Source organism: Desulfovibrio ferrophilus (assembly GCF_003966735.1).
GTDB lineage: Bacteria > Desulfobacterota > Desulfovibrionia > Desulfovibrionales > Desulfovibrionaceae > Desulfovibrio_Q > Desulfovibrio_Q ferrophilus.
In genome coordinates this window covers 568393-594617 of record NZ_AP017378.1, presented here as the reverse complement: position 1 = coordinate 594617, position 26225 = coordinate 568393, and the positions used below count along the sequence as shown (strand labels likewise).

General features: G+C 56.7%; 28 protein-coding genes and 2 tRNA genes. 20 read left to right on the top strand and 10 right to left on the bottom strand.

Annotated features, from left to right (window positions below):
- Nucleotides 1-2: 2 nt before the first annotated feature.
- The 4 genes from EL361_RS02740 to EL361_RS02725 form a co-directional block, all read right to left on the bottom strand.
- Entirely contained in the window at nucleotides 3-614 is a 612-nt protein-coding gene (locus tag EL361_RS02740) for a LysE family translocator (protein ID WP_126376383.1), read from the bottom strand.
- 2 nt (nucleotides 615-616) lie between these two features.
- Nucleotides 617-2377 (bottom strand): proline--tRNA ligase, encoded by a 1761-nt coding sequence (locus EL361_RS02735; RefSeq protein WP_126376381.1) that lies wholly within the window; start codon nucleotides 2375-2377, stop codon nucleotides 617-619.
- The gene (gene ispG / locus EL361_RS02730; RefSeq protein WP_126376379.1) at nucleotides 2378-3490 is read right to left on the bottom strand and encodes a flavodoxin-dependent (E)-4-hydroxy-3-methylbut-2-enyl-diphosphate synthase; all 1113 of its coding nucleotides are present in this window, start codon (nucleotides 3488-3490) and stop codon (nucleotides 2378-2380) included. It abuts the gene before it with no gap.
- Between the two features lie 130 nt (nucleotides 3491-3620).
- Entirely contained in the window at nucleotides 3621-4352 is a 732-nt protein-coding gene (locus EL361_RS02725) for a phosphoadenosine phosphosulfate reductase family protein (protein ID WP_172961607.1), read from the bottom strand.
- A 152-nt stretch (nucleotides 4353-4504) separates the two neighbouring features.
- Here EL361_RS02725 and EL361_RS02720 point away from each other — a divergent pair.
- A tRNA-Arg gene (locus EL361_RS02720) sits at nucleotides 4505-4581 on the top strand.
- A 166-nt stretch (nucleotides 4582-4747) separates the two neighbouring features.
- Nucleotides 4748-4824: transfer RNA gene (locus EL361_RS02715), tRNA-Arg, on the top strand.
- A gap of 106 nt (nucleotides 4825-4930) precedes the next feature.
- Here the strand turns inward: EL361_RS02715 and EL361_RS02710 are convergent.
- A complete protein-coding gene (locus tag EL361_RS02710) occupies nucleotides 4931-5773 on the bottom strand; it encodes a pirin family protein (protein WP_126376375.1) in 843 nt (280 codons plus the stop codon).
- 165 nt (nucleotides 5774-5938) lie between these two features.
- Here EL361_RS02710 and EL361_RS02705 point away from each other — a divergent pair, with 165 nt between their 5' ends.
- From EL361_RS02705 to EL361_RS02680, 6 genes are all read left to right on the top strand, one after another.
- The gene (locus tag EL361_RS02705) at nucleotides 5939-7156 is read left to right on the top strand and encodes a hypothetical protein (RefSeq protein ID WP_126376373.1); all 1218 of its coding nucleotides are present in this window, start codon (nucleotides 5939-5941) and stop codon (nucleotides 7154-7156) included.
- A 308-nt stretch (nucleotides 7157-7464) separates the two neighbouring features.
- A complete protein-coding gene (locus tag EL361_RS02700; RefSeq protein ID WP_172961606.1) occupies nucleotides 7465-8505 on the top strand; it encodes a sensor domain-containing diguanylate cyclase in 1041 nt (346 codons plus the stop codon).
- 231 nt (nucleotides 8506-8736) lie between these two features.
- Complete coding sequence (locus EL361_RS02695; protein ID WP_126376369.1) at nucleotides 8737-9231, top strand: hypothetical protein; 495 nt, start codon at nucleotides 8737-8739, stop codon at nucleotides 9229-9231.
- Nucleotides 9232-9355: 124 nt separating this feature from the next.
- Complete coding sequence (locus EL361_RS02690) at nucleotides 9356-9658, top strand: putative quinol monooxygenase (RefSeq protein ID WP_172961605.1); 303 nt, start codon at nucleotides 9356-9358, stop codon at nucleotides 9656-9658.
- A 102-nt stretch (nucleotides 9659-9760) separates the two neighbouring features.
- Nucleotides 9761-10591 carry a tetratricopeptide repeat protein gene (locus EL361_RS02685; RefSeq protein WP_126376365.1) on the top strand — a complete coding sequence of 277 codons (831 nt, stop codon included), beginning with the start codon at nucleotides 9761-9763 and terminating at the stop codon, nucleotides 10589-10591.
- An 83-nt stretch (nucleotides 10592-10674) separates the two neighbouring features.
- A complete protein-coding gene (locus tag EL361_RS02680; RefSeq protein ID WP_126376363.1) occupies nucleotides 10675-10893 on the top strand; it encodes a hypothetical protein in 219 nt (72 codons plus the stop codon).
- 73 nt (nucleotides 10894-10966) lie between these two features.
- On the opposite strand, the gene EL361_RS02675 is transcribed toward EL361_RS02680, so the two are convergent.
- Nucleotides 10967-11437: a cyclic nucleotide-binding domain-containing protein gene (locus EL361_RS02675; protein ID WP_172961604.1), complete on the bottom strand. Its 471-nt coding sequence runs from the start codon at nucleotides 11435-11437 to the stop codon at nucleotides 10967-10969.
- Nucleotides 11438-11627: 190 nt separating this feature from the next.
- Between EL361_RS02675 and EL361_RS02670 the strand changes: the two genes are divergently transcribed.
- A complete protein-coding gene (locus tag EL361_RS02670; protein WP_126376360.1) occupies nucleotides 11628-12779 on the top strand; it encodes an ATP-binding protein in 1152 nt (383 codons plus the stop codon).
- A 69-nt stretch (nucleotides 12780-12848) separates the two neighbouring features.
- Here the strand turns inward: EL361_RS02670 and EL361_RS02665 are convergent, their stop codons facing one another.
- Nucleotides 12849-13028, bottom strand: coding sequence for a ferredoxin (locus EL361_RS02665; RefSeq protein WP_126376358.1), 180 nt, complete (start codon nucleotides 13026-13028; stop codon nucleotides 12849-12851).
- Between the two features lie 268 nt (nucleotides 13029-13296).
- Between EL361_RS02665 and EL361_RS02660 the strand changes: the two genes are divergently transcribed.
- The 3 genes from EL361_RS02660 to EL361_RS02650 all read left to right on the top strand — a co-directional run bounded on the left by EL361_RS02660 (nucleotide 13297) and on the right by EL361_RS02650 (nucleotide 14425).
- Nucleotides 13297-13656 (top strand): response regulator, encoded by a 360-nt coding sequence (locus tag EL361_RS02660; protein WP_126376356.1) that lies wholly within the window; start codon nucleotides 13297-13299, stop codon nucleotides 13654-13656.
- Nucleotides 13657-13760: 104 nt separating this feature from the next.
- Nucleotides 13761-13988, top strand: coding sequence for a hypothetical protein (locus EL361_RS02655; RefSeq protein WP_232034855.1), 228 nt, complete (start codon nucleotides 13761-13763; stop codon nucleotides 13986-13988).
- Between the two features lie 179 nt (nucleotides 13989-14167).
- On the top strand, nucleotides 14168-14425 hold the full coding sequence (locus EL361_RS02650; protein WP_126376354.1) for a hypothetical protein: 258 nt from the start codon (nucleotides 14168-14170) through the stop codon (nucleotides 14423-14425).
- Nucleotides 14426-14470: 45 nt separating this feature from the next.
- Here the strand turns inward: EL361_RS02650 and EL361_RS02645 are convergent, their stop codons facing one another.
- Nucleotides 14471-14767, bottom strand: coding sequence for a hypothetical protein (locus EL361_RS02645; protein ID WP_126376352.1), 297 nt, complete (start codon nucleotides 14765-14767; stop codon nucleotides 14471-14473).
- 189 nt (nucleotides 14768-14956) lie between these two features.
- Between EL361_RS02645 and EL361_RS02640 the strand changes: the two genes are divergently transcribed.
- The 5 genes from EL361_RS02640 (at nucleotide 14957) to ilvN (ending at nucleotide 20372) form a co-directional block, all read left to right on the top strand.
- A complete protein-coding gene (locus EL361_RS02640) occupies nucleotides 14957-15337 on the top strand; it encodes a cupin domain-containing protein (RefSeq protein WP_126376350.1) in 381 nt (126 codons plus the stop codon).
- Nucleotides 15338-15360: 23 nt separating this feature from the next.
- A complete protein-coding gene (locus EL361_RS02635; protein ID WP_172961603.1) occupies nucleotides 15361-16170 on the top strand; it encodes a helix-turn-helix domain-containing protein in 810 nt (269 codons plus the stop codon).
- Nucleotides 16171-16263: 93 nt separating this feature from the next.
- Nucleotides 16264-18075 carry a thioredoxin domain-containing protein gene (locus tag EL361_RS02630; RefSeq protein ID WP_172961602.1) on the top strand — a complete coding sequence of 604 codons (1812 nt, stop codon included), beginning with the start codon at nucleotides 16264-16266 and terminating at the stop codon, nucleotides 18073-18075.
- 325 nt (nucleotides 18076-18400) lie between these two features.
- Entirely contained in the window at nucleotides 18401-20086 is a 1686-nt protein-coding gene (gene ilvB, locus EL361_RS02625; protein ID WP_126376344.1) for an acetolactate synthase large subunit, read from the top strand.
- On the top strand, nucleotides 20073-20372 hold the full coding sequence (gene ilvN / locus EL361_RS02620) for an acetolactate synthase small subunit (RefSeq protein ID WP_126376342.1): 300 nt from the start codon (nucleotides 20073-20075) through the stop codon (nucleotides 20370-20372). Before ilvB ends, ilvN begins: the two co-directional genes overlap by 14 nt.
- Nucleotides 20373-20426: 54 nt before the next feature.
- Here the strand turns inward: ilvN and EL361_RS02615 are convergent, their stop codons facing one another.
- The gene (locus EL361_RS02615) at nucleotides 20427-21554 is read right to left on the bottom strand and encodes an acyltransferase family protein (RefSeq protein WP_126376340.1); all 1128 of its coding nucleotides are present in this window, start codon (nucleotides 21552-21554) and stop codon (nucleotides 20427-20429) included.
- A 103-nt stretch (nucleotides 21555-21657) separates the two neighbouring features.
- Entirely contained in the window at nucleotides 21658-22266 is a 609-nt protein-coding gene (gene cbiM / locus EL361_RS02610; RefSeq protein WP_126376338.1) for a cobalt transporter CbiM, read from the bottom strand.
- A 182-nt stretch (nucleotides 22267-22448) separates the two neighbouring features.
- Between cbiM and EL361_RS02605 the strand changes: the two genes are divergently transcribed.
- The 3 genes from EL361_RS02605 to EL361_RS02595 all read left to right on the top strand — a co-directional run bounded on the left by EL361_RS02605 (nucleotide 22449) and on the right by EL361_RS02595 (nucleotide 26182).
- Nucleotides 22449-22844: a cytochrome c3 family protein gene (locus tag EL361_RS02605; RefSeq protein WP_126376336.1), complete on the top strand. Its 396-nt coding sequence runs from the start codon at nucleotides 22449-22451 to the stop codon at nucleotides 22842-22844.
- 229 nt (nucleotides 22845-23073) lie between these two features.
- A complete protein-coding gene (locus EL361_RS02600; protein WP_126376334.1) occupies nucleotides 23074-24444 on the top strand; it encodes an ATP-dependent 6-phosphofructokinase in 1371 nt (456 codons plus the stop codon).
- Between the two features lie 193 nt (nucleotides 24445-24637).
- A complete protein-coding gene (locus EL361_RS02595; RefSeq protein ID WP_126376332.1) occupies nucleotides 24638-26182 on the top strand; it encodes a sialidase family protein in 1545 nt (514 codons plus the stop codon).
- Nucleotides 26183-26225 lie beyond the last annotated feature (43 nt).

The window sequence follows — 26225 nt, the reverse complement described above, 5'->3', positions numbered from 1 at the left end:
GACTACTCCGCCGCCACTGTCGCGCCAGCACCAATCATCACCGCCCCGGCGCTGCGGTTGGCGATCTTCCAGATTCGCGTAGTGCGGATCGCGCCGCGTCCACGAGCAGCAAGCCACGCGTATCCGACAGGAATCACAAACACGATGGGACAGATGACGGCAATGACCGTTGCTGCGTCCGTGGATGTCAGCACCGTCAAATCGATGAACGCAGGCAGAAAACCGCAGTAGAAGGCAATGGCCTTGGGGTTGCCCAGCGAAACACACATGCCCCCCAAAAAGTAACGGCCACCGGCCCGGGCCGGTGGAGCTGTCACATTTTCGCAGGGAGGCTTGGCCGTCCAGGCCTTGAACCCCATCCAGATCAGATACGCGGCCCCTACATACCGCAGCACGATGAACCCATCACCCAGTTGCGAGGCCACCCAGCCCAGGCCGAACATGGCCATGAGCAGATAGATCATGTCGCCCAACACCTGCCCGGTGATCCACATCACGGCGGGCCCCAGACCACGCGACAGGGCCTGGGCCACCACGGCCATGATGCCGGGACCGGGAATAAGGGCAAACAATGCGGTGGCCCCGGCCAAGGCGATGAGTCCTTCAACAGTCATGGCTACCTGCAGGAATCCAGGTCAGCATCACCATCGGTCAGGCCCCAACCACACCACACATCGCGGCGCCAGGCCACGAAATCGCGCTCGAAGTTATCCAGTCCAAGCTCGATCTTCTCGCCAGTACGGCGGTCCTTGCATTCCACGATGCCGTTCTTGACCCCCTTGCCGCCCACAACGATCTGAATGGGATAGCCCACCAGATCGGCGTCCTTGAACTTTACGCCAGGACGCTCGATTCGGTCGTCCAACAGGGTATCGGCCCCGGAGGCCTCGATGATGTTGTAGATTTCCTCGGCCTTGCCCAGAATCTCTTCCTTCTTGGGGTCCAGACAGAGCACAATGGCTTCAAACGGAGCAACCGGCGGCGGAAACACGATACCGTTCTCGTCATGATTCTGCTCGATGCAGGAAGCCACCACACGGGACACGCCGATGCCGTAGCACCCCATGATCATCAGCTGTTCCTTGCCGTTCTGATCCAGGAACTTGGCGTCCATGGCCTCGGAATACTTGGTCCCCAGTTTGAAGACATGGCCGACCTCGATACCCTTGGGCATGGTCAACTGGCCACCGCAGCGCGGACAGGGATCGTCCTCGGTGATGACGCGCAGGTCGGCGTACTGGACTTCGGCTTCCACGTCGCGGGCAAGGTTGAGGTGGCGCAGATGGGTGTCGGCCTTGTTGGCACCGACAACAAAGTCCGTTGCGCCCTTGATCTCGTTATCCGCCAGGATGCGTGAAACCTTGAGCCCCACAGGCCCGGCAAAGCCCACGGGAGCGCCGGTCCATTCCTGAACCTGCTCGGGGCTGGCCATGGTCAGTTCAGCACAGTCCAGGGCATTCTTGAATTTGATATCGTTCAGTTCGCGATCACCACGCACAAGCGCTGCCACGGCCTCGCCGTCGGCGTCAAAGAGCAAGGTCTTGATGACCTGCATCTTGTGCACGTTCAGGAACTTGGCCACTTCCTCGACGGTATGCGTCTCGGGAGTCGCCACTTCGACCATCATCGGGCCTTCATCCAGGCAGGGTTTGACCTCGCCGGTCACCTCGGCTTTCTCCAGGTTAGCCGCATACTCGCAGGCCGAACACACGGCAATGGTGTCCTCACCGGTTTCGGCCAGGACCATGAACTCGTGGGAGAAGCTGCCACCAATGGAGCCGGAATCGGCCTCCACCGGGCGGAAGGTCAGGCCCAGGCGCTCGAAAATAGCGCTGTAGGCGGCATACATGGCCTTGTAGCTGGCCTCGGCCCCGGCGTCGTCTGCATCAAATGAATAGGCATCCTTCATCACGAATTCGCGGCCACGCATCAGGCCGAAGCGCGGGCGAATCTCGTCGCGGAATTTACTTTGGACCTGATACAGGTTGATGGGCAACTGCTTGTAGGAATTGACCTCGCCACGTACCAGATCAGTCACGACCTCTTCATGCGTGGGTCCGAGACAGTAGTCCCGGCCATGGCGGTCCTTGATGCGCAAGAGTTCCTTGCCGTAGAACTGCCAGCGGCCAGTCTCTTCCCAGAGATCACCTGGCTGGACCATGGGCATGGAAATCTCCTGTGCCCCGGCGCGATTCATTTCCTCGCGCACGATGGTCGCCACCTTGTTCAGGCTGCGAAGCCCCATGGGCAGATAGGTGTAAATGCCCGAAGTCAGCTTACGGATCATACCCGCGCGGATAAGCAATTTGTGACTGATGACCTCGGCATCCGCCGGGGCTTCCTTCAACGTGGGCACATACAGGTTGCTGTAACGCATCTATGAATTCTCCTTTCTCAGTTCTTCGAGAAATATGTCCAGTTCATTCAAAAATTCAGGCAGCAGGTTCTCTTCACCCTTGATCTTACGCACCACCTCTCCCTTGCGGAAGATGATGCCCATGCCCCGCCCGCCGGCAATGCCGATATCGGCCTCGCGAGCCTCTCCGGGGCCATTGACCACGCACCCCATGACGGCCACGGTAAAAACCTCGGTCACCGGGCGCAGGTGGCGCTCCACCTCTTCAGCCAGTTGTATCAACCCGATCTCCGTGCGTCCGCATGTGGGGCACGAGACAATCTCCGGGCCACGGGCACGCAGATTCAATGAACGCAAAATCTCCCAGGCCACATCCATCTCGGTCACGGGATCGCCCGTCAGCGAGACTCGTAGTGTATCACCGATGCCCTCATAGAGCAGTACGCCCAGCCCCACAGAGGACTTCACCGTACCCCGTCCCGGAGTTCCGGCCTCGGTCACACCGATGTGCAGCGGGTAATCACAGCGCCCGGCCAGCAGGCGATACGCCGCGATTGTGGCGGGCACCGACGATGACTTGAGCGAAATCTTGGTATCGAAAAAATCCCGTTCCTCCAGCAATCGCACGTGCTCCATGGCACTTTCCACCATGGCCTCGGGCGTGGGGCCACCGAACTTCTTCAAGAGCTTCTTGTCCACGGACCCGGAGTTGACTCCGATGCGAATCGGGGCACCGCAGGCCTTGGCCGCAGCCACAACCTTGTCCACAGGCTCGGCCCCGCCGATATTACCAGGGTTGATGCGCAGTCCATCCACGCCAGCATCCAGCGCCATCAGGGCCAGACGATGGTCGAAATGAATATCCGCAATCAGCGGCACGGGGGAAGCCTTGCGAATGGGGCCAATGGCCCGGGCCGCGTCCTCATCCAGCACGGCAAGGCGCACGATCTCGCATCCGGCTTCAGCCAGAGCGGTCACCTGAGCCACGGTGGCCTCAACGTCACGGGTGTCGGTGTTGGTCATGGATTGAACCACCACCGGGGCGTCTCCGCCAATAGCCACATGCCCTATGTTCAGGGTACGGGTCTTGCGCCGCGCGGGGCGGTATGGGTCGTCAATTAGGTGTGCGGTCATGGGTCCTCGTCTCTATTCTACTAAAGAGAGGATTAGTTATCCCATTTCGCCACTCAAGCCAAGGGCACAGAAGGCCCCAAAGGCGCTTTAAACAAGAGAACACTAAGAAATTGCAGCCCTGAGAGCTGTTCTAGAAATAGCCGAGACTGTGCAGCGTATCCATCATGGATTCCTTGTCCTGGTCGCGCCCGGAGCGCTCGCCCTGCCCTGTTCCGGGAAGAACTGTACAGGGCATGCACCCCAGTGAGCGATAACCCTGCTGATACAAAGGGCAAACCGGAAGACCACGATCCATGATAAAGGACCAGACGTCCATCTCGCTGAAATGCAGAAGAGGATGCAGGCGCAAATGAGCAGGCTCGGCAACGGCCTCCACCGCCGGGCGCATGGCTCGGGAAGGATGCTCGTCCGCTCGAATACCGGTCAGGAGCAACTGTATTCCGGTCTCCTTGATGGCTCGATTCAGAGGCAGAACCTTCAAATCATGGCAGCAGGCTGCCTTGTCATGGGCAACTGGATAGCCTGCCATATCCACCTCGGGCCGGGCGATGGTCAACTGCACATCCCACTCACGGGCCAAGGCGTCACGAAAGGCAACCACCTGCGGAAACTTGCAGCCCGTATCAATGGAGATGGCCCGCAGCGACGCGCCCGGAGCCAGCTCAGCCAGCCGTTCACGCACCAGATGCAGCACAAGAGTTGAGTCCTTGCCCCCAGTCCAGGCCACAGCCAGACCATCCGGCCCCACTGCAGCAATAGCGGAATCAACACATGCCACGACCTCGGCAATCTTGCCATCCAGCGTCGGACCACCAGGGTCGGGTGAGTAGAGCTCAGATATGATCCGTTTATGATTTTCCATAAGGTATCTCCCCGGAGTTGTTGCCGGGTGGGCATCGAATACGGCAGCCAGCCCCTGATGGCAACCGACCGCCCCAAGGAAATTTGCGTTTTTCTCAAAAACCGCTTGACGAACAGGGGCTGTTTGCATAGAAACCAACTCCTCGACGACGTGGGCCCGTAGCTCAGCTGGATAGAGTGCCTGGCTACGAACCAGTAGGTCGCAGGTTCGAATCCTGCCGGGCCCACCACGATAATAATAGGCTCCTGGAGAAATCCGGGAGCCTTTCTTGTTTCATTCCCGGAATACGAGCGAACCCACAACTCCTGCCCCCCATTATGAAATCCACATAATTAGCCTCATCTGTGCTTGACGAACAGGGGCTGGTTGCATAGAAACCAATCCCTCGACGACGTGGGCCCGTAGCTCAGCTGGATAGAGTGCCTGGCTACGAACCAGTAGGTCGCAGGTTCGAATCCTGCCGGGCCCACCACGATAATAATAGGCTCCTGGAGAAATCCAGGAGCCTTTTTCTTTGCCGCGTTCTTTATGACCTCTTGCTCATAGCTGCACAGCGCAACTTCACTGCACATCCGACTTCAGCCGTGTTTGACGAAAGTCCCTTCCTGAAATTCCCGAAAGGCCAACTCCAATTCCTGCTGTGTGTTCATGACAATAGGACCACGCCAGGCGATGGGTTCTTTCAACGGTTTGCCCGACACCAGCAGGAACCGCAACGAGTCGTCAGCGGCAGATAATGCCAACTCATCACCATCATCAAACAGGACCAGCATCCGGTTCTTCACCGGAGAGCCATTGACACTGCCTTGTCCACCAATGACATAGACGAAGGCGGTGTGCCCCCGCGGCACGGAATGCACAAACTCGACTCCGGTGGGCACAGTGCAATCAAGATACTCAGGGTCAATGACGACATCTGCGACCGGACCACCAACCCCATCAACGTTTCCGGCAATGACCTTGATGACGGTGCCATCGGTCTGGACCACCTCGGGAATCTCCACTGCCGTGATGCCCCGATACCGGGGGGCCATCATCTTGTCGACAGCGGGCAAATTGGCCCAAAGCTGAAACCCGAGCATGGCGCCACTCTCGTCGCCCTTGGGCATCTCCTGATGAATGATGCCGCTGCCCGCCGTCATCCACTGCACATCACCAGTGCCAATTGTTCCCTTGTTGCCAAGGCTGTCACCATGCTCCACCTCGCCTCCAAGGACATAGGTGATGGTCTCGATGCCACGGTGCGGATGCCAGGGAAATCCTTTGATGTAGTCCTCGGGTTTCTCGGCTCGGAAATCGTCCATCATCAGAAAGGGGTCGAACAGGGAGGCCTCGTAATAGCCAAAAACCCTGCGCAGACGAACCCCGGCCCCTTCGGTCACTGGCTCTCCCTCGAAAATCTGTTTGATCTCACGCCTCATACGTCCTCCAGACATTTGCAAAACCTTACCCCAAAACACAACGAGGAAACAGTCTCAACGAGCGACACCGTTCCTCATCCATTTTCGAGCAACTTTCTCGTTGGCCCACGCCATATTTTGTGCTTCAATATCAAGATAATGCAGTCCCCAAAGGAAGCCACCAGGATGAACTCACGCCAGACCAAACACATCAGCATCGCACACCGCCATGGAGTCCGAGCAGACATTCTCCTGATATGGCCGCTTTTGCTCCTCTCCCTGTTCTTCAGCGCCACGCCCGCCCTGGCCCAAACCAGCTACAAGACCCTGGTCACGCCCGATTACAAACATCTGCTGATCCTGCATTCCCAAGGTCAGGGCAGCGCAAGCGTGGAAGGGGTCAACCAGGGCCTGAGTTTCGTCCTGAACAAAAACGACTTCCGCGTCCTGCGGCGCGTTGAGCATATGGATATGGGCGGTAATGCCTCGGCCCGCTATCTGGAACTGCTGGAAGAATTGTTGACCATCAAATACCAAGGCGCACAGTTCGACGGCATCATCACCTCGGGCATCCCCGCACTGAACATGGCCGCGCGCTTGAAAAGCAGGCTCTTCCCGGACACCGTGCTCATTGCAGCGGGCATCGACATCTCAGGCAGCCTGCCCGAAGATATGAGCGGAATCCATATCGTGACCGACGAACCGCCCCATGCTCTGACCTTGCGCATGGCCCTCAAACATCACCCAGGCACCAAACGAATTCTGGTCATCAACCGACCTGCCACGGGAGCCCCGGAAGTGGGAACTGCCCTGAGCCTTGAACTGGGGAATCTCTCCGAGCAATACAAAATCAGATTCATCCCCAATACCGATCTCAACGGCATGGAGATCGCCCTCTCCGGTGCCGGTGCCAAAGACGTGGTATATCTGGCGGACTATGCCCGCACCCAAGATAACGGACTGGATTTGTCCTACCGAGACATGCGCCGACTGGCCTACACCTGCAAGGTGCCCATCTACACCTCTCGCGCGCAGTTCATGGGCACGGGGGTATTGGGAGGCTACCTGTCCTCCTGGAGCGAACAAGGGAAGCGATCTGCATGGTTGCTTCTGGGGCACTGGCGCGGACAATATATCCGCAAGATCGACACCAGCCCCAACACAGCCGTGCGGATACAATTCGACCACAACGCCCTCAAGCGTTTTGGCATTACTCCAGCCGAGCAGTCCGGCAAACCACAGGTCATCAACCAACCGGAAACCACTCTGGACACCATCCGCAAAATCATGGACATCCGCTATGTCGGTGCGGTGTTCTTCCTGCTGATCATCCTCATGGTGCTGATCAACAGACGCAGGATTCGAGAGACCAAAAAAAGACTCGCCAAATCCAAAAATAAATAGCTACCCGATTGGCATCCGTTGCCAATCGCCCTAATACACACAAATCCACTCAACTTTTTTATCCATTGAGTACCCAAGGGGTTAGGCTCAATGCGAGACCTTCTGCATCAGTGAAGGGGATTGCAGTTTTTCGCCCATTCATGTTTACTCGATAAGTAAGGGGACATGTCTGGTCGGCCTGTCGCATTGTCGATCAGCGCCCTGTCCAGAAGGGCGGCAACAGCACATGGTGTCGGTCTCCGCAGCAAGATGCATGCGCTTCTCAACAATTACTTGCCATCTACGCCATGAGCCAAGGACAGCATACGATGACCACATCCTCCACTCAGCCTCCCTCTACAACGGAAGCAGCGAACCGCCCCATTCGCCTGGGACAGGGCAACCCCGAGCTTCTGCTCAAGGTGCTGCTGGACAACATGCCCTCCGCTGTTTTCTGGAAGGATACCAATCATGTTTACCAGGGCTGCAACCACAAATTTGCCTCCATGGCGGGCTTTGATAGCCCTGAGGAACTGATCGGCAAGTCGGACCACGACATGCCGTGGAGTAATTCGGGCATCAACGAATGCATTACCAGTGACCGGCAAGTCATTGAACTCGGTCAGGAAATGCACTTGGTGGAAGAATTATGCACCCCGGATGGAGAAACCCTGTGGGTCGAAGCAGGGAAGTCCCCCATCTTCGACTCGCAAGGTACCCTCATCGGTGTCCTCGGTACACTGATCAACATCACGGAACGCCGAAAAGCCGAAATGGCTCTGGCTGAGGCCAACGCCAAACTTGAGCACATGGCAATGGTCGATGGCCTGACCTCCATCCCCAACCGCCGTTGTTTTGACGAAGCCCTCGAGCAGGAATGGTTCCGCGCCAAGCGTGAACAGACATCCCTGGCGCTGATCTTCTTCGACGTCGATCAATTCAAGGAATTCAACGACACGTACGGCCATCTAGCTGGAGACAAGGCGCTCACCGCCATCGCCACCACCATACATCAGGCCGTCAGGCGTCCGGCAGACCTTGCCGCACGCTATGGCGGGGAAGAATTCGCCGTCATCCTCCAGAATACGGACACTGAAGGGGCTCAACATGTGGCCCGACAGATCCTGGATGCTGTGCGGGAACTGAAAATCCCTCATGCCACCGGAGTGGAAGGCTATGGCATCGTAACTCTCAGTGCGGGAGTTGCCAGCCTCCGACCTCACACGCCAGCCTCCAACAATGACCCGTTGGAATTTGCAGATCAAGCTCTCTACACTGCCAAGGACCTGATCGGCCTCGCCGACAGAGCGCTTTACGCCGCCAAGAAAAACGGGCGGGCTCGCTGCGAGATTTCTCCTCTCCAATCCTGACCGCTCTTCCGACTTCATTCTCTCATTTTCTTTGCATGCTTTCCCGGCGGTTTCCTTCACCTCGACTGGAGGAAACCAGCTATTTTCACGAAGCCCCCTTGCTCCCTTCGCCACAAGCTGGTAACTTTAGAAGAATCGGATAATCCCCCCGACTGGCAAGGTGAAACGGCATTTCTCCGCCGTAAAAACTATCAGTTACTGCAACCGGTTGAGACAGGCCAAGGCAGCGCCATGAACGTCACGTACAAACCCATTCTCTTCGACGAAGGCACGGCTCGCGCCATTCCCCACAGTTTCTTCAACGAACTGTTCGATGGACGCGCAGCATTCCCCATGCACGCCGGAAAATCCCTGAACTGTGCTTTGGCATTCATCCGAGGGCCGGAACAGGACATCTACACGCTGACTGGCCTGCAATGCATGCGTATCAATTTCAATGAACGCGGCACCCCGGCAACCTGGCACATGTCAATACTCCCTCTGGCAAATCCCTGCCAGTTGGTCGAAGGCAACACCCCCACACCCAGTGGAGCCAAAATCCGCAGAGAACCCCACTTCTGGTTCCCCGACACAGGCGACTTGCGCCTTATCACCCAAACCCTGATAAACCAATACGCACCTCGAAAGAAGCGCTTCATCCTGCATGCAAGGCTGCACCCCACACCCTCGGTCCTGCCACCCTCCATCGCTCCTCAATACACAATGCAGCTTCGCGCAGCGCACTGATTCATCCCTTTCACGCCCCTTAAACTCTTTTTGCCCCGTCGCACTTGTGCGGCGGGGCCTGTACTGCTATGCACATGAAATAGCTCAATGATAGTACCCGGAAAGGATGGAGGGGGATGCCATAATGCCGGAAGGAATCACCGTCACTGTCAGCTATCTGTTCCGCCCGGGAATGGAGATTATCGGCAGGCAGGAACTGGAAGAATTTAGCGCCGCCAACCGAACCTCTGACGGGTGCAAGAGTATCGCCATTCATCGAGACCTCAAAAATGCAGCCAGCTACATGACTGTCTCCAAGTGGGAAAGTCTGGACCACTTCATGAAGCTGCTGAATGAACCACACATCAAGAGCTATGCCGACAAAAGCAAAAAACTTCTGGTCGAGCCATTCAAGGTCCAGATCTGGGAAGAAATAATCAACGAATAAGCCATCTCAATCCTCCGGTCTCATCCCGGACGAGTGGCTACACTGAATACACCCATGCCCCCGGAGCAACCCCCGGGACACGATGGGGCATTGGAGTTGACAATGAAATACGCAGGCTCTAACGAAGCCGCAGCTCAACGGGTCAAACGCAATATCGCGCGAGCCAAAGGCTCGATCCGTAAGAAGGAATATCTCAAGGCCATCAAGGAAGCCAAACTGGCTTTCGAAGCCAGACCAGACTGCAATGGGCTCTACGGACAGCAGCGAGTCGAAATCGACTTCATGCTGGAAGACTTCTGCAACACCTTCAGCGCCAACAAAGGCATCCTTGAGTTGCTGGACCGCTTCCGTATCAGACACAAACCCTTCATCGCCTACAACCGCGGCGCCGTTACTGAGATTGTCACCAAGCTGGATATATTGAGTACACGTCTGGCCGACCACCTTGCCGAAGGCGAAAAGCGCCTGCAAGCCCAGCATGAAAGGGACAAGAAATACTGGATCACCAAAGGACGGCATTGTCTGCAGCGCGGTGAACTGCCTCTGGGCCGTTCACACCTGCGCAGGGCGGCCGAAGAATTCGGCAACGAGCAGGGAGTTCTTACAGAAATAGCTGAGATGCTGCTTGAAAAGGACCTGCTCAGCGACGCAGCAGAGCTGTTGGCCCAGGCCCGGGAGCTGTTTCCCTCTGACCAACGGGCTTACACCCTCGGCGTTCGGGCACATATGACTCAAGCCGAATGGGACAAGGCCGAGGAAATCTATCTCCAGGCACTCAAGGTCTTTGGCAACCACGCCATCACCCTGCTCAACCTGGCCCGACTGTATATGAAATGGAACAAGCGGGACAAAGCCTGGGAATATGCGCGCATGGCTTTGGAAAAGAATCCCAACCTGGAAGAAGCCCAGGAAATCATGAACAAGGCCGGCTAGGTACACCCTGCATCATCCGGCCACAAAAATTGACACCGGATGACGCACCCCGTGCGTTTCATCAGGACACCAACGGAACTTTCATGGATCTCAAGGCGACACTCAAGCGCGCGGCCAATCTGTCCCGCGAAAACGACTGCGACATGGTTGTGGGAGACGACGGAACCGGGGAATGGATCATCATGCCTCTGGACGACCCACGCTCGGATTCTCTGGCTCCAGGCATCATCGTAGACAAGGGTGGCATCCGCTATCCTGAAGACATTGACACCGCCAACAATCTCATGAGGCAGGGACGATAACCTTCATCCGGCCGACTCTCCAAAGGCAGGCACATAACAGACAGCAATAAGACTGCCACGTTCTGAGCACCCGCTACATCATCGACAATTTCTTGTCGGCCAACTTCAATCGCTTGGCAGTGATGCGATAGATATGCACCATCAAGGGAAAAACGACCTGCAGAGGCAGGTTGTTCAACGCGGTGACGTGTAATCTGAACAGGATACAGTCCTCCCTGGTTACGGCGTCGGCAGACCGCTTTTCATGGAGCATGGCACCCATCTCGCCCAACAGTTCACCCTGACAGACCTCGCCCAAAGCCGTGGTTCCCTTGCGGACCTCGACACACCCCTTGATCAGAACAAAGAAGTCATGACCAAGCTCGCCGTCACGCATCAGTACTGTCCCCTTGGGGCAGCCCAGCCAGGAGCCTCCTCTGGCCACAGTCGTCAGGTCACCGTCATTTTTGAATACATCGAAAAACGGAATCGTTCTCAAGCTGGCATAATCAGCCCTCTCTGGAACGTTAATCACATATTTCGTGAGATCTTCACTGCCAGTCATGAGCCCTCCCCGCATAAATAAGAGTCCGCTTTTGTTCGACATACCCCATTTGAGTGCGGCATGCATCACAAAAGCTGGCCAGGCTCGTCGCAAAGCACATTAAATTCCTGTGTTGCAAGCGAATGTCGCTTGATTTCTTGAACAAAAAAAGCAAAAGTCTGCTCTTTCCAACCCAAGCCCGCTTTTGCCAATGAATATTGCACGCGCCATTTCCACCGAATACGCCCCCGCGGATCGTTGTCCAGCAGAGGAAATCCTCAGTTGTCGACTGCAGTTGAACAACGCGGAGGCCACGGCTATTCTCGACGCAATGCCCTCGCAGGTGATGCTCATCAATCGTCACCGCCAGATCGTCTTTGCCAACAAGGCACTCAAGGCAACCTTGGGCCTTGAAGCCGCAGCGTCCCTGATGGGAATGCGTCCTGGCGAAGCCATGAGCTGTGCCTTCGTCAAGTTCGCCAAGGGCGGTTGCGGCACCTCAAAATTCTGTAGCGAATGCGGTGCTGTCCAGGCCATGATCGAGGCCATTGACGGTGTTCCCGCCACAGAGGAATTTCACCTGCTTCAGGAAAAGAGCACTGGAATCAGCGGGCAGGATCTTCGTGTCACGGCAGAGCCATTGACCCTATCTGGGCAGAATCTGGTCCTGTTTACCGTCGATGACATCTCGGACCGCAACCGACGGCGCTACCTTGAGCGAATCTTCTTCCATGACATCATCAACACCGCTGGCGGAGCCATGGGCATGGCCGAAGTGTTGTTTGAGGAATCGGGCCCCACTGAACGCGAGGATTTGCAAATCCTGATGCAGGCATTGATTCACCTTGTGGAGGAAATCGAAAGCCAGCGCACCCTGCTCGCCGCCGAAAACGAAGACCTTGTCGTGCACGCCGGGTCGGTTGACTGCCACCAGATGATCGACCGCCTGACCCGTAAGCTGGGCCGTTACCGGGAAGCCAATCAGAAGCATCTTGTCGTGGCAGAAGGACTTCCGCCTCACACCATCGAGGCCGATGCAGCGCTTCTGGGCCGAGTCATAGGCAACATGATCAAAAACGCTCTGGAAGCCTGCACTGCAGACATGACCATCACCGTGGGCTATGAGGTCGAAGCCGAACAGGTCACCTTCTGGGTCCACAACCCCACCTACATCCCGCCCCAGGCACAAAAACAAATCTTTCGCCCTTCGTTCTCCACCAAGGGAACGGACAGGGGACTTGGAACCTTCAGCATGCGCCTGCTGACTCAGAACTACCTCAAGGGCAGGATTTCCTTCAGCACCAGTAAGGATTCGGGCACAACCTTCTATGCTCAAATCCCCAACGCCAACTCCACGGCCTGACGAAACCAAAAATGGGCCAACGCCCATCAGGAGTTGACCCATTCTCGATCATAGAAATTACAATTCGAACTAATCTCTTTCGATCGCTTCGGCTGGGCAGGAGTCGATTGCTTCTTCAACACAATCCGCATCACTGTCAGGCGCAATCACAACAGCCTTATCCCCGTCATCATTCATCGCGAAAACATCCGGGCACAATTCCACGCACGATTCGCAACCCATGCAATCGTCATTGATGATAATGGCCATAATGCAACCTCCGTAAATAAGGTTAATATTGAGACTTGGACGAATTTATAAATGAATCCCAATTCTTTTGCCAGCGGAATTTGAATTCCCAACCAGTAGTTATCATTCCTTGTGCACACAGGGGTTTTTACCGCACAACCCTATCAACCTTTCCAACCCTCTTGACACAGTGCCTCCCCCCGGATAACGTTTACCCAATCAAAATATTCGCCGCCATTCGCGGAATTATCACTGCACATCGGGCACCCTGCCTATTGGAGAAGACTTGATGCAAGTCCTGTTGGTCGAGGACGAAATTGTCACCAGAGAAAGCGCACGAATCACCCTGGAAAGCTTGGGGTATGGAGTCACCGCTGTGGGAGACGGAGACGAAGCCTTGAAAGCCTTTGCGCAACAGGACTTCGATGTTGTGGTCATGGATATCAAGATGCCCGTAATGGATGGTTTGGAGGCCACGCGCCGTATCAGGTCTAGTCAGGGCGGACAGTCCGCTGTGCCCATCATTGCACTCACTGGCTTCAGCCCGCGGGAACTCCCAAATATTCAGGATGCGGGCATCAATGCCTTCATTGAAAAGCCCTTCGAGTTTAACAATCTGATTAAGACCATCCGCTCCTTCGCCGCTTAAATCCGTTTTTTTTCTCAATCCCCCCTTAAGTCTTTCTATTGCCCTGCCGATAACAAGAGGAAGGCGTGATTCTTTACCCGCCGGCCAAGGAGGGGAGAACGCACATGACAAACTTCACGGACATGTCCGCCGTTGGCGGCGTGAGTGCCGCCAGCACCTTCAGCATGGCGGCCGACAAAGAGACGTTTGGAGCCCAAGTGGTCACCAAGACCCTTGACTACATGAACTCAAGCCCTTCTTCCGGAAGCACGAGTGCTAACTACGACTTCCAGAAAAGCGTCCTGAGTGCGGTATACACCGGCACGGGAACTCTTCTGGATTCTGTGGGCTGATCAGGCCGGCCTCGCCCGAGAGTACGCCTTTCACGTAAAAGCCCCGCACCGGTCAATCCGGTACGGGGCTTTTCGAGTCGATCATTTTGACCTGAGCCACACTTTATGCGAAATCAAAACGCGCAGCCTGTTATATTGGTTGCCCTTTTTCACACACAAAGCCACACAGGAGCTCCACCATGCACCGTCTTGCACTCATTGCCCTTGCAGCCGCCCTGCTCATGCTGACCGCCTGCGGCCCGAACATGGGATGGGTCAACAAGGAACTCTCCCCGCAGCATCAGAAAATCAATCTTGAAAACTGCGAATGGAGCGCCACCCACAAAGACAATGGCGACGGAACGCATACCCTGGTCGATCCCACTGATGCAGAATTCGATGCCAGCGTGGAACAGTGCATGAAAGACAAGGGATACACCTGGAAAGAAGTGGATTAGCAGACCACTCAACGCTCGCGGGCATGGACCAGCCATGCCCGGAGGCTACTGGACGTCAGTATCAGTTTCATCTTCGGAAAGTTCAAGCAGGCCCTTGTCTGCCGCGTAATGCAGAAACTCTGATATTGCCTCTTCACCATCGGAGAACAGGCCCAACACCTCTTCCTTGGAACGTCCGGCAACCTTGGACGTCACAAAATCCTTAAGGCCAAGAGCTGTCGCAATCTTGACCAGATCGGCATAATGCTCCTCGCTATGGAACAGCGCAAACAGGCCGCCCTCCAAACGGGGAAGCAACTCATCCATATCCAATGACGCGAGATCCATGATCTCATCCGACATTTCGCACTCCTTTGCGACATTCTATTTCCATGGCGGACTCCCGGACGTTCCGAGTTATCCGCCGTCTTCACCATCTTCACTATAGCCACCCGTGCCCCAAGGCGTCAAAGCCGATTCCGCAAGATCAGACAAGACCCCAGCCCCGTTGCCGGTCATCCTTCCCGAAACATCAAACGGGAGGAACCCGCCATGAACAACATTCCCTTTCAAAACGCATGCGTAGCTGCAACAGACGCGACCCGCCCCATCTGTGAGCTGGAGTGGAACGCCCACCCTGCTTTCGAGGGCGTCCATATCAAGGACCTGATCACCGGAGCTGACACCGGTGGTCGGCTGTCGTGCCACCTGGTGCGCGTGGCCCCTGGCTGCTGCCTGAAAGAACACGATCATCCCACCCAAACGGAATTGCACCAGGTCGCAGCCGGCCAAGGGACATGCATGATTCAGGAAAAGAAGGTTGCCTATCACCCGGGGGAAATGGCAATCATTCCGCAAGGCGAACGTCACAGTGTCATGGCCGGAGAACACGGTCTGACTCTGGTGGCGACATTCAGCCCCCCGCTGAAATAATCACCGCCCCAACCTGGAGGACCATGCCCGAGGACAGCATCCATATTACTCCTGTCCCGGACCAGAAGGTTACTGCCGTCCTGGGCAACCACCTGCGTGGTCATTTTCCCCGCCATGCTCATCATTCATTGGTGCTGGGCATGGTGGATTCAGGTGTGCGGCGCATTGAAATGGGAAGGAGCGCCTTCCTCGTCCATCCCGGTGAGCTCTTTGTCATCCCCCCACAACAAGGGCATCGCTGCACAAGTGAAAATCATCAGCCCCATACCTACAGGGTGTTGTGCCTACCTCCAGACACAGTACCTGTGCTGAAACATCTACCCACACCGCTGGTTGAAAGCCCTGAAGCCAGCGAGTTGTTCCAGTGCTACTTCAAGCTTATCCCCCCGGAGCCGCACTCATTGCCTGAACGGGAACAGATCATTTCCGAATTGCTGCTCGCGGTGGTTACCCATTGCCAACCAACTCCATTCCCACCAGAACAGCAGCGCCCACTGCACCCGGGAATTCTGGCAGCCATGACAGCCATCGCCAAAACGCCATCAGCAGAACATTCTCTGGATGATCTGGCGCAGATCGCCTGTCTGAGCAAATTCCACCTCCAGCGATTGTTCGTCACCCAGACGGGCATGTCCCCTGCCGACTACAGACTTCAATGCCGCATCAGCCGCGCTCTGCACCTAATCGTCTCGGGAACTCCCTTGACAGAGGCTGGCTTGGCCTGTGGGTTTGCCGACCAAAGCCACTTCACCCGGGCCTTTCGTCACGCCGTAGGAGTCCCTCCCGGTCGTTTCCTGCACCATAATCCGCCCGAACCATCTTCCAAGGGATGACAAACAGTCCCGCATGCCTATACTCATGGTTACGCCACAAGCGAATCGCCTGACGCGACCACTCTGGCAGACCATCAAGGAGACACCCGTACAGTGACCAAAAAGCAGCCCCCGAATAGCCTGATTCATGAGAAGAGTCCCTACCTGCAACAGCATGCCCACAACCCTGTGGACTGGAAGCCTTGGGGCCCCGAGGCTTTTGAAATCGCACGGCGCGAAGACAAGCCCGTGCTGCTCTCCATCGGCTACTCCACCTGCCACTGGTGTCACGTCATGGAACGTGAATCCTTCGAGGATGACGAGGTCGCCACGGCCTTGAACGAAACTTTTGTCTGCATCAAGGCCGACCGCGAGGAACGACCCGATGTGGATGCCGTCTACATGACCGCCTGCCAAATGATTACAGGACGCGGGGGCTGGCCCCTGACCGCCCTGCTGACGCCGGACGGCCTGCCTTTTCTGGCAGGGACATACCTACCGCCCCGCAACCGTTTCGGAACAACGGGCCTGCTGGAACTGACCCGCGCCATAGGTGAACACTGGGCCGGAGACCGGGCCAAGCTCCTGGAAAACTCGGACCAGATGCGCCAGCACCTGGCAGACTACTATGCCGATAGCGCCAAGGGCGGAAGCCCCCTTGATGGCAACGTTTCGGCCCTGGCCGAACAGGGGCTTTCCAAACGCTATGATGTCCGCCTCGGTGGCTTCAGCGAAGCACCCAAATTCCCAACGCCTTTCAATCTGACCTTCCTGCTTGGTCGCTACGCCGCAAGCGGTGATGAGCGCCTGCTGGAAATGGTTCGCCACACCCTGACCCGAATGCGCCTTGGTGGACTTTTCGACCACGTGGGATTCGGCTTTCATCGCTACTCCACCGACGAACGCTGGCTGGTTCCTCATTTCGAAAAGATGCTCTATGACCAAGCCGGAATTGCCACGGCCTGCCTTGAACTCCACCGGGTTTCGGGCAATGCGTTCCTGGCGCAGACAGCGCACGAAATCTTTGAATATGTCCTGCGCGATCTGGCCCACCCAGAAGGGGGCTTCTTTGCCGCCGAAGACGCGGACAGCGAGGGCGAGGAAGGATTATTCTATCTCTGGAAGGCCCAGGAGCTTATCGATATCCTTGGCGTGGACGAAGCAGGTCCACTCTCCACGCTATTCCGGGTTGAGACCCATGGCAACTTCCGGGATGAATCAACGAAGCAGCCCACAGGCCTGAACATCCTGCATCTGCGCAACCCGCTGGAAGGGACTGACGGAGAGCGTTGGGAGCAGAATCGCAAGAAGCTGTTCGAGGTTCGTGAGCAACGCATCCGCCCCCATCGCGATGAAAAGATTCTGGCAGACTGGAACGGCCAGATGATTGCAACCCTGGCGCTGGGAGCCTCCATTCTCAATGAACAGACGTACGCCGAGGCCGCTGCCCGTGCCGCAGACTTCGTACTGCAAAAAATGTGTGATGCCTCCGGCAATCTGCTGCACCGATGGGTGGATGGCGAAGCCGCTGCACCCGGCACGGCCGAGGATCATGCCTTCATGATTCAAGGGCTGCTCCAACTGCATCGCACAACAGGAGACTCCGCCCGACTCGAACAGGCAGTGGCACTCCAGACCGCCATGGACTCAACATTCCTCGACCAAAAAGGCGGAGGCTATTTCCTGTCGCAACCCGATGCATTGCTGCCTGTTCGTCCCAAGGAACTGCACGACGGCCCTGCCCCTTCTGCCAATTCCCAGGCCCTGCACAATCTGCTTGATCTGGCCGAACTGACTGGAAACAAGGCCTGGCGACAACAGGCACAGACCCTGTCCAATGCCTTTGCTGACAACGTCCGCAACCAACCCGGAGCCTATACGCATTTCCTGGCGGGTATGGACAGATTGCTTGCCATCGAGAGCTAACGTCCTACGCCAACCTCCGAAAATCCTGATGCAAAAGGGACTTGACGGCACGTCCTGCTGGATGTAGCAATACATTTCATCTGATTAATCGATTGTATGGAGACCCCGATGCACCGCACGATCACCACTTCCCTAACTTCCGCCGTACAGGGCGTAGTAAGCGTAGTAGTAATCGTATGCGTCGTACACGACGTTGCGTTGTAGCGGGTAGTCCCAGGGACACAGACAGATTGACCACCCCCGCCGGCGCAACCGGCGGGGGTTTTTCATTTCTCAAAGCAAACCTCCACCGGCCACCCAAGCGGACAACCATGGAGGCAGAATCATGAAACGTATGACAGGCGCAGAGGCCACCATTCGGCTCTTGGAACGCCAAGGCATTCACATCATCCCAGGAATTCCCGGGGGAACCAACCTTCCCCTGTACGACGCCCTCTCCCACAGCGAACAGATCCGTCACGTCCTGGCACGCCACGAGCAAGGCGCGGGGTTTATGGCTCAGGGCATGGCCCGCACCAGCGGCACTCCCCAGGTCTTCATGGCCACCTCAGGTCCTGGAGCAACCAATACCCTCACAGCCCTGGCCGATGCCAAGCTCGACTCCGTGCCCATCATCTGCATTACCGGGCAAGTGCCAACATCCATGATCGGTAGTGACGCCTTTCAGGAAGTGGATATCTACGGCATGAGCATCCCTGCCACCAAACACAATTTTCTGGTCCGCTCGGCCGAGGAACTGCTCACCGTCATCCCCGAAGCCTTCCGCATCGCTGCCTCCGACAGACCCGGCCCGGTGCTCATCGACATCCCCAAGGATGTCCAGACCGCAATGCTTGAATTCGAGCAATGGCCCGAACCCGGTAAGCCCAACCCGCTGCCACCCTTCAGCTGGGATGACATCGAAAAGGCCGCAAAGATGATCAACGCAGCCCAACGCCCGTTCCTGTACATCGGCGGTGGCGTGGTCCAGTCCGGCGCCTCGGAACTGGCCCGCGCCCTGGCGGAAAAGACCTCCATCCCCGTGGCCACGACCCTGATGGGCCTTGGCGCACTGCCCTCCGATCATCCGCTCTGCCTGGGAATGCTCGGCATGCACGCCGCCCCCTGCACCAACCTGTTGCTGGAAGAAAGCGACCTGCTCATCGCCCTTGGTGTGCGGTTTGATGATCGCGCCACGGGCAAGGCCGATCAGTTCTGTCCCGGTGCGCAGATTCTGCATGTGGACATCGACCCTGGAGAGCTGGACAAGATCAAGACTCCACTTCTGGGAATCACCGCAGATGCCAAACAGGTTCTGGAATCATTACTGCCCATGGTGGAGAAACGCCCGCGCCGCCAGTGGTCAGAGCGGGTCAGCCGCCTGCGCCACAGCCACCCCCTGGATCTGCCCCGCGCCGATGACATCATGGCCCCTTACGGCATTATCCAGGCCGTTTCAAAACTGATGGAAGATGATGACATTATCACCACGGATGTCGGCCAGCATCAGATGCGCACGGCACAGGCTTACCCTTTCCGCCGTCCCGGCCGCTGGCTGACCTCTGGCGGACTCGGTACCATGGGCTTCGGACTGCCGGCAGCCATCGGTGCATCCCTGGCCGAGCCGGAACGTACCGTGGTCTGCTTCTCCGGCGACGGCAGCCTGATGATGAACATCCAGGAACTGGCCACAGCCGCAGAGCACAGGACCAACGTCAAAATCGTGCTGACCAACAACAATGCCCTGGGCCTGGTCCAACAGCAGCAGGAGTTGTTCTACGGCAATCGCCTGTTTGCCTCGGACTACAAGCACAGCCCGGATTTTGCCGCCATTGCCCGCGGATTCGGGCTGCCCGCCGTTGACCTGGACGGTCATCCCGATCCTGAAGGAGAATTGAAACGCATCTTCTCGGAACAGGGCCCCTGCCTGATTCATCTGCCCGTTAACGCCTCGGACGGGGTGTATCCCATGGTGCCTCCGGGCGCTGCCAACCGCGAAATGATCGGAGGTGCCGAACATGCCTGCATCTAAAACTACATCCCCCAAAACCGTGCTGGAACTGCATGTGAACAACCATCCCGGGGTCATGAGCCATGTCTGCGGGCTGTTCTCCCGCCGGGCCTACAATGTCGAAGGTATTGCCTGCCTGCCGGAAGGCGGCGGGGAGACCAGCCGCATCTGGCTGCTGGTGGAAGACAGCAATCGACTGAACCAGATGGTGACCCAGGTCACCAAGCTTCAGGACGTGCACCGGGTAAATCGACATCCCGGCAACCATCAGGTCTTTGGACAGCTACGGGACATCATGACCAGTTGATGACGAAGCCATGCGCTGCACATGCAAAAAAGGGGAGCCTAGGCTCCCCTTTTTTCACTCTCGAATGAGCGCTGGCAAAAGAGGGCCGGACTGGCGGGGCTTGCCCACCAGTTGGGGAATGAAGCGGTTAAAAAGCAGGACGAACGGCACGCTCGCCACAAGGCTCAGCGCTGTAAAAACAACACCGGCACCGAATACGAGCCAAGCTCCACCCTCGAATGTGCGCATGAACCAATCGGCAAAGGGACCATTAATATAATGGTAGAAAACGCCATTCAGACAGAATAAAATGAGCACGTTGCGCCCCATGAACAGCAACCAGCGGGCTGGAAAAGTGAGACGCGCCAGATACAGCAGCGCCAACGAACCGGCCAGAGCGGTCACCGTAAAGAGCAGCCAGTTGCCATGGGCACCAAGAACAACGACCACTGCCTGAAAAAGCCTGAACGGTCCTTGGTTCAAATCGAAAGTCAACATCACCGCAGCGATGCAGGCCAGCACGCCAAAGACCAGCACAGGACGCGGAACATTTCCCAGCAGGAATTCCCGCCGCCGCAGAAACACTCCCACAAGATAGAAGGCGGCCATGACCGGAGCCTCGTTCACAATCCAGAAATTCTTGCCTTCCATAAGAAACGGGATCCTCTGATTCAGCCAGAGCCCACCCAGCAGGCAGACCACAACCACTGCGAATAGCCCAGCAGTCCCAGCCACAAGCCGCGCCCAGGCACGATGCATAATCTCTACAACCACCAGACAGGCCATGAACCACAGCGGGATATTGAACACAGGAAAGCCCATGGCCGTGGCAATAAGGCCTTTGGCATAGCCCTTGGCAGAGGAGAGATCCACGACCACATAATGGCCAGGAAAAATAAGACTCATGAGGGCCAGAAGAAGGCTGAAAAATACATATGGAGCGAGGCGTGACGCTGCCATCTGGCGCAGGAAACGGCCTACCGGCAAGGTGGACTTGGCCGGCGCAACCACGAAACCGGCAAGCAGGAAGAAAAACGGCATATGGAATGAATAAATGAATTTGTAATGCAGCGCTGCAGTAGGATCCTTGAGATACATGATGCGTTCGATAATATGGCCATAATAGACAAGGACGATTCCATAGAATCGGGCAATGTCTGGCATCGAAAGCCTTTGCCGGGGGATATCATCTGTATTCTTCATTCGTCCGCGTTAGCAGCAGCGCAAAAAAAAGACAACGTAAGGAAACATCTTTGGGAGTGATCAGTAAGTTCTGCCAGAACTATTTCCTTCAATCTGACATTGACTAAGCACTTGTCCTGAAGGCCAGGAGTTCTGGACGCACCCGCCCAAGGAAGGAGACGGCAAAGGCCACCACAACACCCTCGGCGACCATCACCGGCACATGCGCAGCGAACAATGCCCCGGCCGCAGCAAGGAAACCATCTCCGGCCAAAGCCAAGGAACCGGCGGTCAGTGCGGCGGACAGCGTAACGGACAAGGCGCCGCACAGAAAGCCACCAATGGTCCGGGCGCGCCCGCCTCGTTCCATCAGACCTCTGAACAGCATCCCGCATAACACGGCTGGAGCAGCCATATTGAAAGTATTGACCCCCAACACGGTGATTCCACCGAATTGAAACAACAGGGCCTGCAAGGCCAATCCCACGAGAATGGCGGGAAACGCCGCCCAGCCCAACACGGCCCCGAGCAGACCGTTCATGATCAGATGCGCACTGGCCACGCCCACAGGCACATGAATCAGCGAGGCCACAAAAAACGCAGCCGAAAGGATAGCTACGGTCATCAAACGATCATAGTCGAGCTTCCTGAGTCCCAGCCAGGTCCCGGCAACGGCCAGCACCGCACCGCCCCCGAGAACCGGGGCCGTAAGTACACCTTCTGAAATATGCATTGCGTCTCCTTGAGATGGGCGTTGATTACACGAAATTGAACATCGTGTCACGAAATTAGCTTTTGCAAAGAACCACACTCCATTTCCAACATGCCTTGCGCCAATGTCTTATCCTTGGTATTTTCGTCCCAAATGCAGATGGCTAACCCGATGCATCGCATTATGCGGTGAGGAGGTTCACGATGAAACGGTTGCTTATACTCCTGTCCCTCATATTTCTTGGCGTGATGTTCGTCATGCCGCTTTCGGCTGCTGACGCACCCAAGGATCCAATCACGATGATGATGCCCGAAGGAAGCAAGACAACCAAGCCGCCTGTCATCTTCCCACACGCCAACCATGCCGCGCTGGACTGTACAGCCTGCCACCACACCTGGGACGGCGAGGCTGAAATCAAGACATGCAAGAGCGCAGGTTGCCACGATGATGTCACGGTCAAGAAGGGCGACAAGTCCTATTATCTGACCTACCACAAGCCGGGCAAGCAGAGCTGTTTGGGCTGTCATAAGGCCCTGAAAAAGGAAAAGGCTGAAAAATATGGCCCCACAAAGTGCAAGGGCTGCCACATCAAGGAATAAGCCTCGCACGACGTCATAAATCTTCAGGAGGGCCTTCGGGTCCTCCTTTTTTTACAACCACCGGGAATCATTGCCACCTGAGACGCACTTGGGTACACAAAGCTGGAAAGGCTCGATTGAATCGGGATACACAAGTGCAATTTCACTCCACAGAGTTCATCCGGGCCGCACTTTCTGATACAGATAACGAAATAGAAAAAATAATCACAGCCAGCGCAAGGAGCCCCCCATGCCCGGCAAGAAGAAAACATCAAGCAAAAGAGCCCCCTCGAAAAAAAAGACGGCGCTGGCTCCAGACACAAGCATCGCGACCCTAGGCAAGGCCAAAATTCCCTCGCCCATGCCCTACTGCCGATTCGTGGACCACGACGCCAAGGTAGACATCCATGTGCGTGAGGAACTCGACCCGAATCAGGACGAATCCCTGAGGCTGTACTTCGAAAAAGCCGGCCCTCGCGAACACACGTACTTCGATCCCTCCAAGACAAAATGTGCCATCGTGACCTGTGGGGGCCTGTGCCCCGGCATCAACGACGTCATCAGGGCCATCGTCATGGAAGCGCATCACAACTACAATGTGGCCGCAACTCTGGGTATTCGCTTCGGATTGGAAGGTTTCATGCCTGAGTTCGGGCATAATATCTGGGAAATGACACCCCACGATGTTTCCAATATTCATCTTTTTGGTGGCACCATCCTGGGATCATCACGTGGGCATCAGCCTCCCGAAGGGATCGTGGATGCACTGGAACGTATGAACATCTCCGTAGTCTTCTGCATTGGCGGGGATGGCACCATGAAAGCTGCCCAAAAAGTGCAACTGGAATGCGAAGCGCGCAACCTCAAGATTTCCGTCATTGGTATCCCCAAGACCATCGATAACGACATCAATTTCGTTTTCCAGTCCTTTGGCTTCGATTCTGCTGTGGACGCCGCCACCCAGGCCGTACAATGCGCCCACACCGAAGCCACCGGTGCATACAATGGTGTGGGCATGGTCAAGCTCATGGGGCGCGAATCCGGATTCATCGCCGCCCAAACCACCCTGGCCCAGCGCGAGGTCAACTTCGTTCTTGTACCCGAAGCCCCCCTGGAACTCTACGGCCCAAAGGGAATCATCCCTGCACTGGCCAGACGAATCCAGCAGCGTCACCACGCCGTGATCGTCGTTGCCGAAGGTGCGGGCCAGGACCTCTGCAAGGCCAATGGGCAGACCGATGCCTCGGGCAACGTCATGCTCGGCGACATCTGCTCCATCCTCAGAGAGGAAATCAAGAAATACTTCAAGGAACAGGGCATTCCCTTCACCCTGAAGTTCATCGATCCCAGCTATATCATCCGCTCGATCCCTGCCAACGCCAACGATCGGGTCTATTGCGGATTCCTGGGGCAGCACGCGGTACACGCAGCCATGGCCGGTAAGACGGGCATGGTTGTCAGTAAAATGCGCGGGCACTACATTCATCTACCGCTGTCTCTGGTCACGGCCAAACGCCGCAAGCTGGAGATCAATTCCGACTACTGGCGCGCGGTCATGGAGACCACCGGCCAGTTGGCCTATCGCGAACGGGATGGGGAACGCATCGACATCTGCGACTGAAGCAGACCGAGGCCTCAGGTCCGGATCGGTTCTTCGGAATGACCATTGAGGTGAAGCACATGAAGCGCCCTCCCGTAGGGCCCGCAGCCTTTGCCGGCACATTCAGATCTCTGTGCAGGCAATCGAATCAGGCTGCCCACGCTCACAGCCCCCCGTGCTATACACACAACACTTCTTGCCTACTGGTGACCAGATGCACTCACTCACTTCCGATGCCGCACGCCACACCATTATCGACCGCCGCGAAGGCCACTATCTGAGTTTCCCCGATCTTTGGCGCACGCCCGACGGCGAACTGCTGTGTGCATACCGCGAGGCTGACGAGCATGTCCCCAACAGGCGGCGACTCCTGCTCTCGCGCAGCATGGACGGTGGAGCAAGCTGGACTCCACCACAGCAACTGCATCCGACTCAGGGCCATTGTCCCCGGTTCAGCCAGCCAAGAGCCAAGGAACTGATCCTCATCGACGATGCCGCCCGCCTGCTCTACCGCAGTCATGATCAGGGCCGGACCTGGACGGAGGGCAAACATGCCGGGATGCCCTATGGCATCCCGGACCGAGTCATGGCCCTTCCCGATGGTTCCTGGCTCAGCACAGCCCATCGTCACGAGGGAGAGCACAATCCCATCGCCGGGCAGAAACCGGCAACACAAGGGGTCTTCCGCTCACAGGACCACGGAGCGAACTGGGAAAAAATTGCGACCCTCGGTGGTGACCCCAACCTCGTCTTATGCGAAGCGTCCATGACCCGGCTCCCGGATGGGCGCATCCTGGCGCTATTACGGGAAAACAGTCAGGTCTTCGAGCCGATGTATTTCACCTTCTCCAGCGACGACGGCAGGACATGGAGTGCTCCTGAAGCGAGTATGCTGATCGGGCATCGCCCCACCTTGGGACTGACCCGGGACAAGCGACTCCTCGTGACATATCGTAATCGGGGACCTGCCGGAGGAACGGTCGCGTGGTTGGGAGATATAGCTGATCTGGAAGGTTTTGCTGTCCACTCATCGGTGCAGCATGGCCCTGAGCCAGAATTGACCACCGAAGGGCTGTTGCTCAAAACATCCGACCACTCTCGCCCCATCTACGCGCTGTACCCACTGACCAACCCTATCCAGGCCCGGGCCACCCTTGAAGCCAGGGTCAAAGCAACAGGCGCTGGAGGGCTGATGCGCCTGGGGATCGCCTGGCAGATTACTGAAACGGCCATGTCCCCCTTGCTACCACCAGAGGAGCACGAAGGCGCAGAAGATGTTCCCCGGGATTTATCCATCCCGCTTCCCCACGACCAATTCAATACGATCCGTCTGGAATACAACCGGGGATGCCTGGAGGTATTGGTCAACGATGAACAACGCGCCACGCTGAATTTACCGGCAGCACACGTCCGCCGACGGATGATACTGGTAGGGGCCAACCCCTCGGGGGAAGGAACCAGCAAGTGGCAACAAATCCGGCAAATGAATATTGAGCCTGACACTCAAAAAACGTATGTATGGGATTGGGAATCAGCCTTGGGCCAGCCCGACGCCCGAGTCAGAGAGCAGGTGCTGGAACTGGCCGCGGACCCACGAGCGGCCTGGTGTGATTATGGCTATTCGGGCTGGGCGGAAACAGAAAACAACTCCTTTGTCTGTGCCTACCACCACGGAGGTGGTGACACACCGGGGTACGAACCGGGCAAAACTTCCTTTGTTCGTGCCACCCGCTTTGGCGGCTCTGATTTTGAACGATAAAAGGCCAATCTTCCCGCCAACGCAAGCTTGAGAGACATAAAGC

Coding starts and splice junctions, on each gene's coding strand:
- ispG (WP_126376379.1), bottom strand. CDS start 3,490: ATGACCGCACACCTAATTGACGACCCATACCGCCCCGCGCGGCGCAAG.
- EL361_RS02705 (WP_126376373.1), top strand. CDS start 5,939: ATGAACTCACGCCAGACCAAACACATCAGCATCGCACACCGCCATGGA.
- EL361_RS02635 (WP_172961603.1), top strand. CDS start 15,361: ATGCCCGAGGACAGCATCCATATTACTCCTGTCCCGGACCAGAAGGTT.
- EL361_RS02650 (WP_126376354.1), top strand. CDS start 14,168: ATGCACCGTCTTGCACTCATTGCCCTTGCAGCCGCCCTGCTCATGCTG.
- EL361_RS02680 (WP_126376363.1), top strand. CDS start 10,675: ATGGATCTCAAGGCGACACTCAAGCGCGCGGCCAATCTGTCCCGCGAA.
- ilvB (WP_126376344.1), top strand. CDS start 18,401: ATGAAACGTATGACAGGCGCAGAGGCCACCATTCGGCTCTTGGAACGC.
- EL361_RS02645 (WP_126376352.1), bottom strand. CDS start 14,767: ATGTCGGATGAGATCATGGATCTCGCGTCATTGGATATGGATGAGTTG.
- EL361_RS02675 (WP_172961604.1), bottom strand. CDS start 11,437: ATGACTGGCAGTGAAGATCTCACGAAATATGTGATTAACGTTCCAGAG.
- EL361_RS02740 (WP_126376383.1), bottom strand. CDS start 614: ATGACTGTTGAAGGACTCATCGCCTTGGCCGGGGCCACCGCATTGTTT.
- EL361_RS02710 (WP_126376375.1), bottom strand. CDS start 5,773: ATGAGGCGTGAGATCAAACAGATTTTCGAGGGAGAGCCAGTGACCGAA.
- EL361_RS02690 (WP_172961605.1), top strand. CDS start 9,356: ATGCCGGAAGGAATCACCGTCACTGTCAGCTATCTGTTCCGCCCGGGA.
- EL361_RS02670 (WP_126376360.1), top strand. CDS start 11,628: ATGAATATTGCACGCGCCATTTCCACCGAATACGCCCCCGCGGATCGT.
- EL361_RS02725 (WP_172961607.1), bottom strand. CDS start 4,352: ATGGAAAATCATAAACGGATCATATCTGAGCTCTACTCACCCGACCCT.
- ilvN (WP_126376342.1), top strand. CDS start 20,073: ATGCCTGCATCTAAAACTACATCCCCCAAAACCGTGCTGGAACTGCAT.
- EL361_RS02665 (WP_126376358.1), bottom strand. CDS start 13,028: ATGGCCATTATCATCAATGACGATTGCATGGGTTGCGAATCGTGCGTG.
- cbiM (WP_126376338.1), bottom strand. CDS start 22,266: ATGCATATTTCAGAAGGTGTACTTACGGCCCCGGTTCTCGGGGGCGGT.
- EL361_RS02685 (WP_126376365.1), top strand. CDS start 9,761: ATGAAATACGCAGGCTCTAACGAAGCCGCAGCTCAACGGGTCAAACGC.
- EL361_RS02695 (WP_126376369.1), top strand. CDS start 8,737: ATGAACGTCACGTACAAACCCATTCTCTTCGACGAAGGCACGGCTCGC.
- EL361_RS02660 (WP_126376356.1), top strand. CDS start 13,297: ATGCAAGTCCTGTTGGTCGAGGACGAAATTGTCACCAGAGAAAGCGCA.
- EL361_RS02700 (WP_172961606.1), top strand. CDS start 7,465: ATGACCACATCCTCCACTCAGCCTCCCTCTACAACGGAAGCAGCGAAC.
- EL361_RS02615 (WP_126376340.1), bottom strand. CDS start 21,554: ATGAAGAATACAGATGATATCCCCCGGCAAAGGCTTTCGATGCCAGAC.
- EL361_RS02595 (WP_126376332.1), top strand. CDS start 24,638: ATGCACTCACTCACTTCCGATGCCGCACGCCACACCATTATCGACCGC.
- EL361_RS02600 (WP_126376334.1), top strand. CDS start 23,074: ATGCCCGGCAAGAAGAAAACATCAAGCAAAAGAGCCCCCTCGAAAAAA.
- EL361_RS02655 (WP_232034855.1), top strand. CDS start 13,761: ATGACAAACTTCACGGACATGTCCGCCGTTGGCGGCGTGAGTGCCGCC.
- EL361_RS02605 (WP_126376336.1), top strand. CDS start 22,449: ATGAAACGGTTGCTTATACTCCTGTCCCTCATATTTCTTGGCGTGATG.
- EL361_RS02640 (WP_126376350.1), top strand. CDS start 14,957: ATGAACAACATTCCCTTTCAAAACGCATGCGTAGCTGCAACAGACGCG.
- EL361_RS02735 (WP_126376381.1), bottom strand. CDS start 2,377: ATGCGTTACAGCAACCTGTATGTGCCCACGTTGAAGGAAGCCCCGGCG.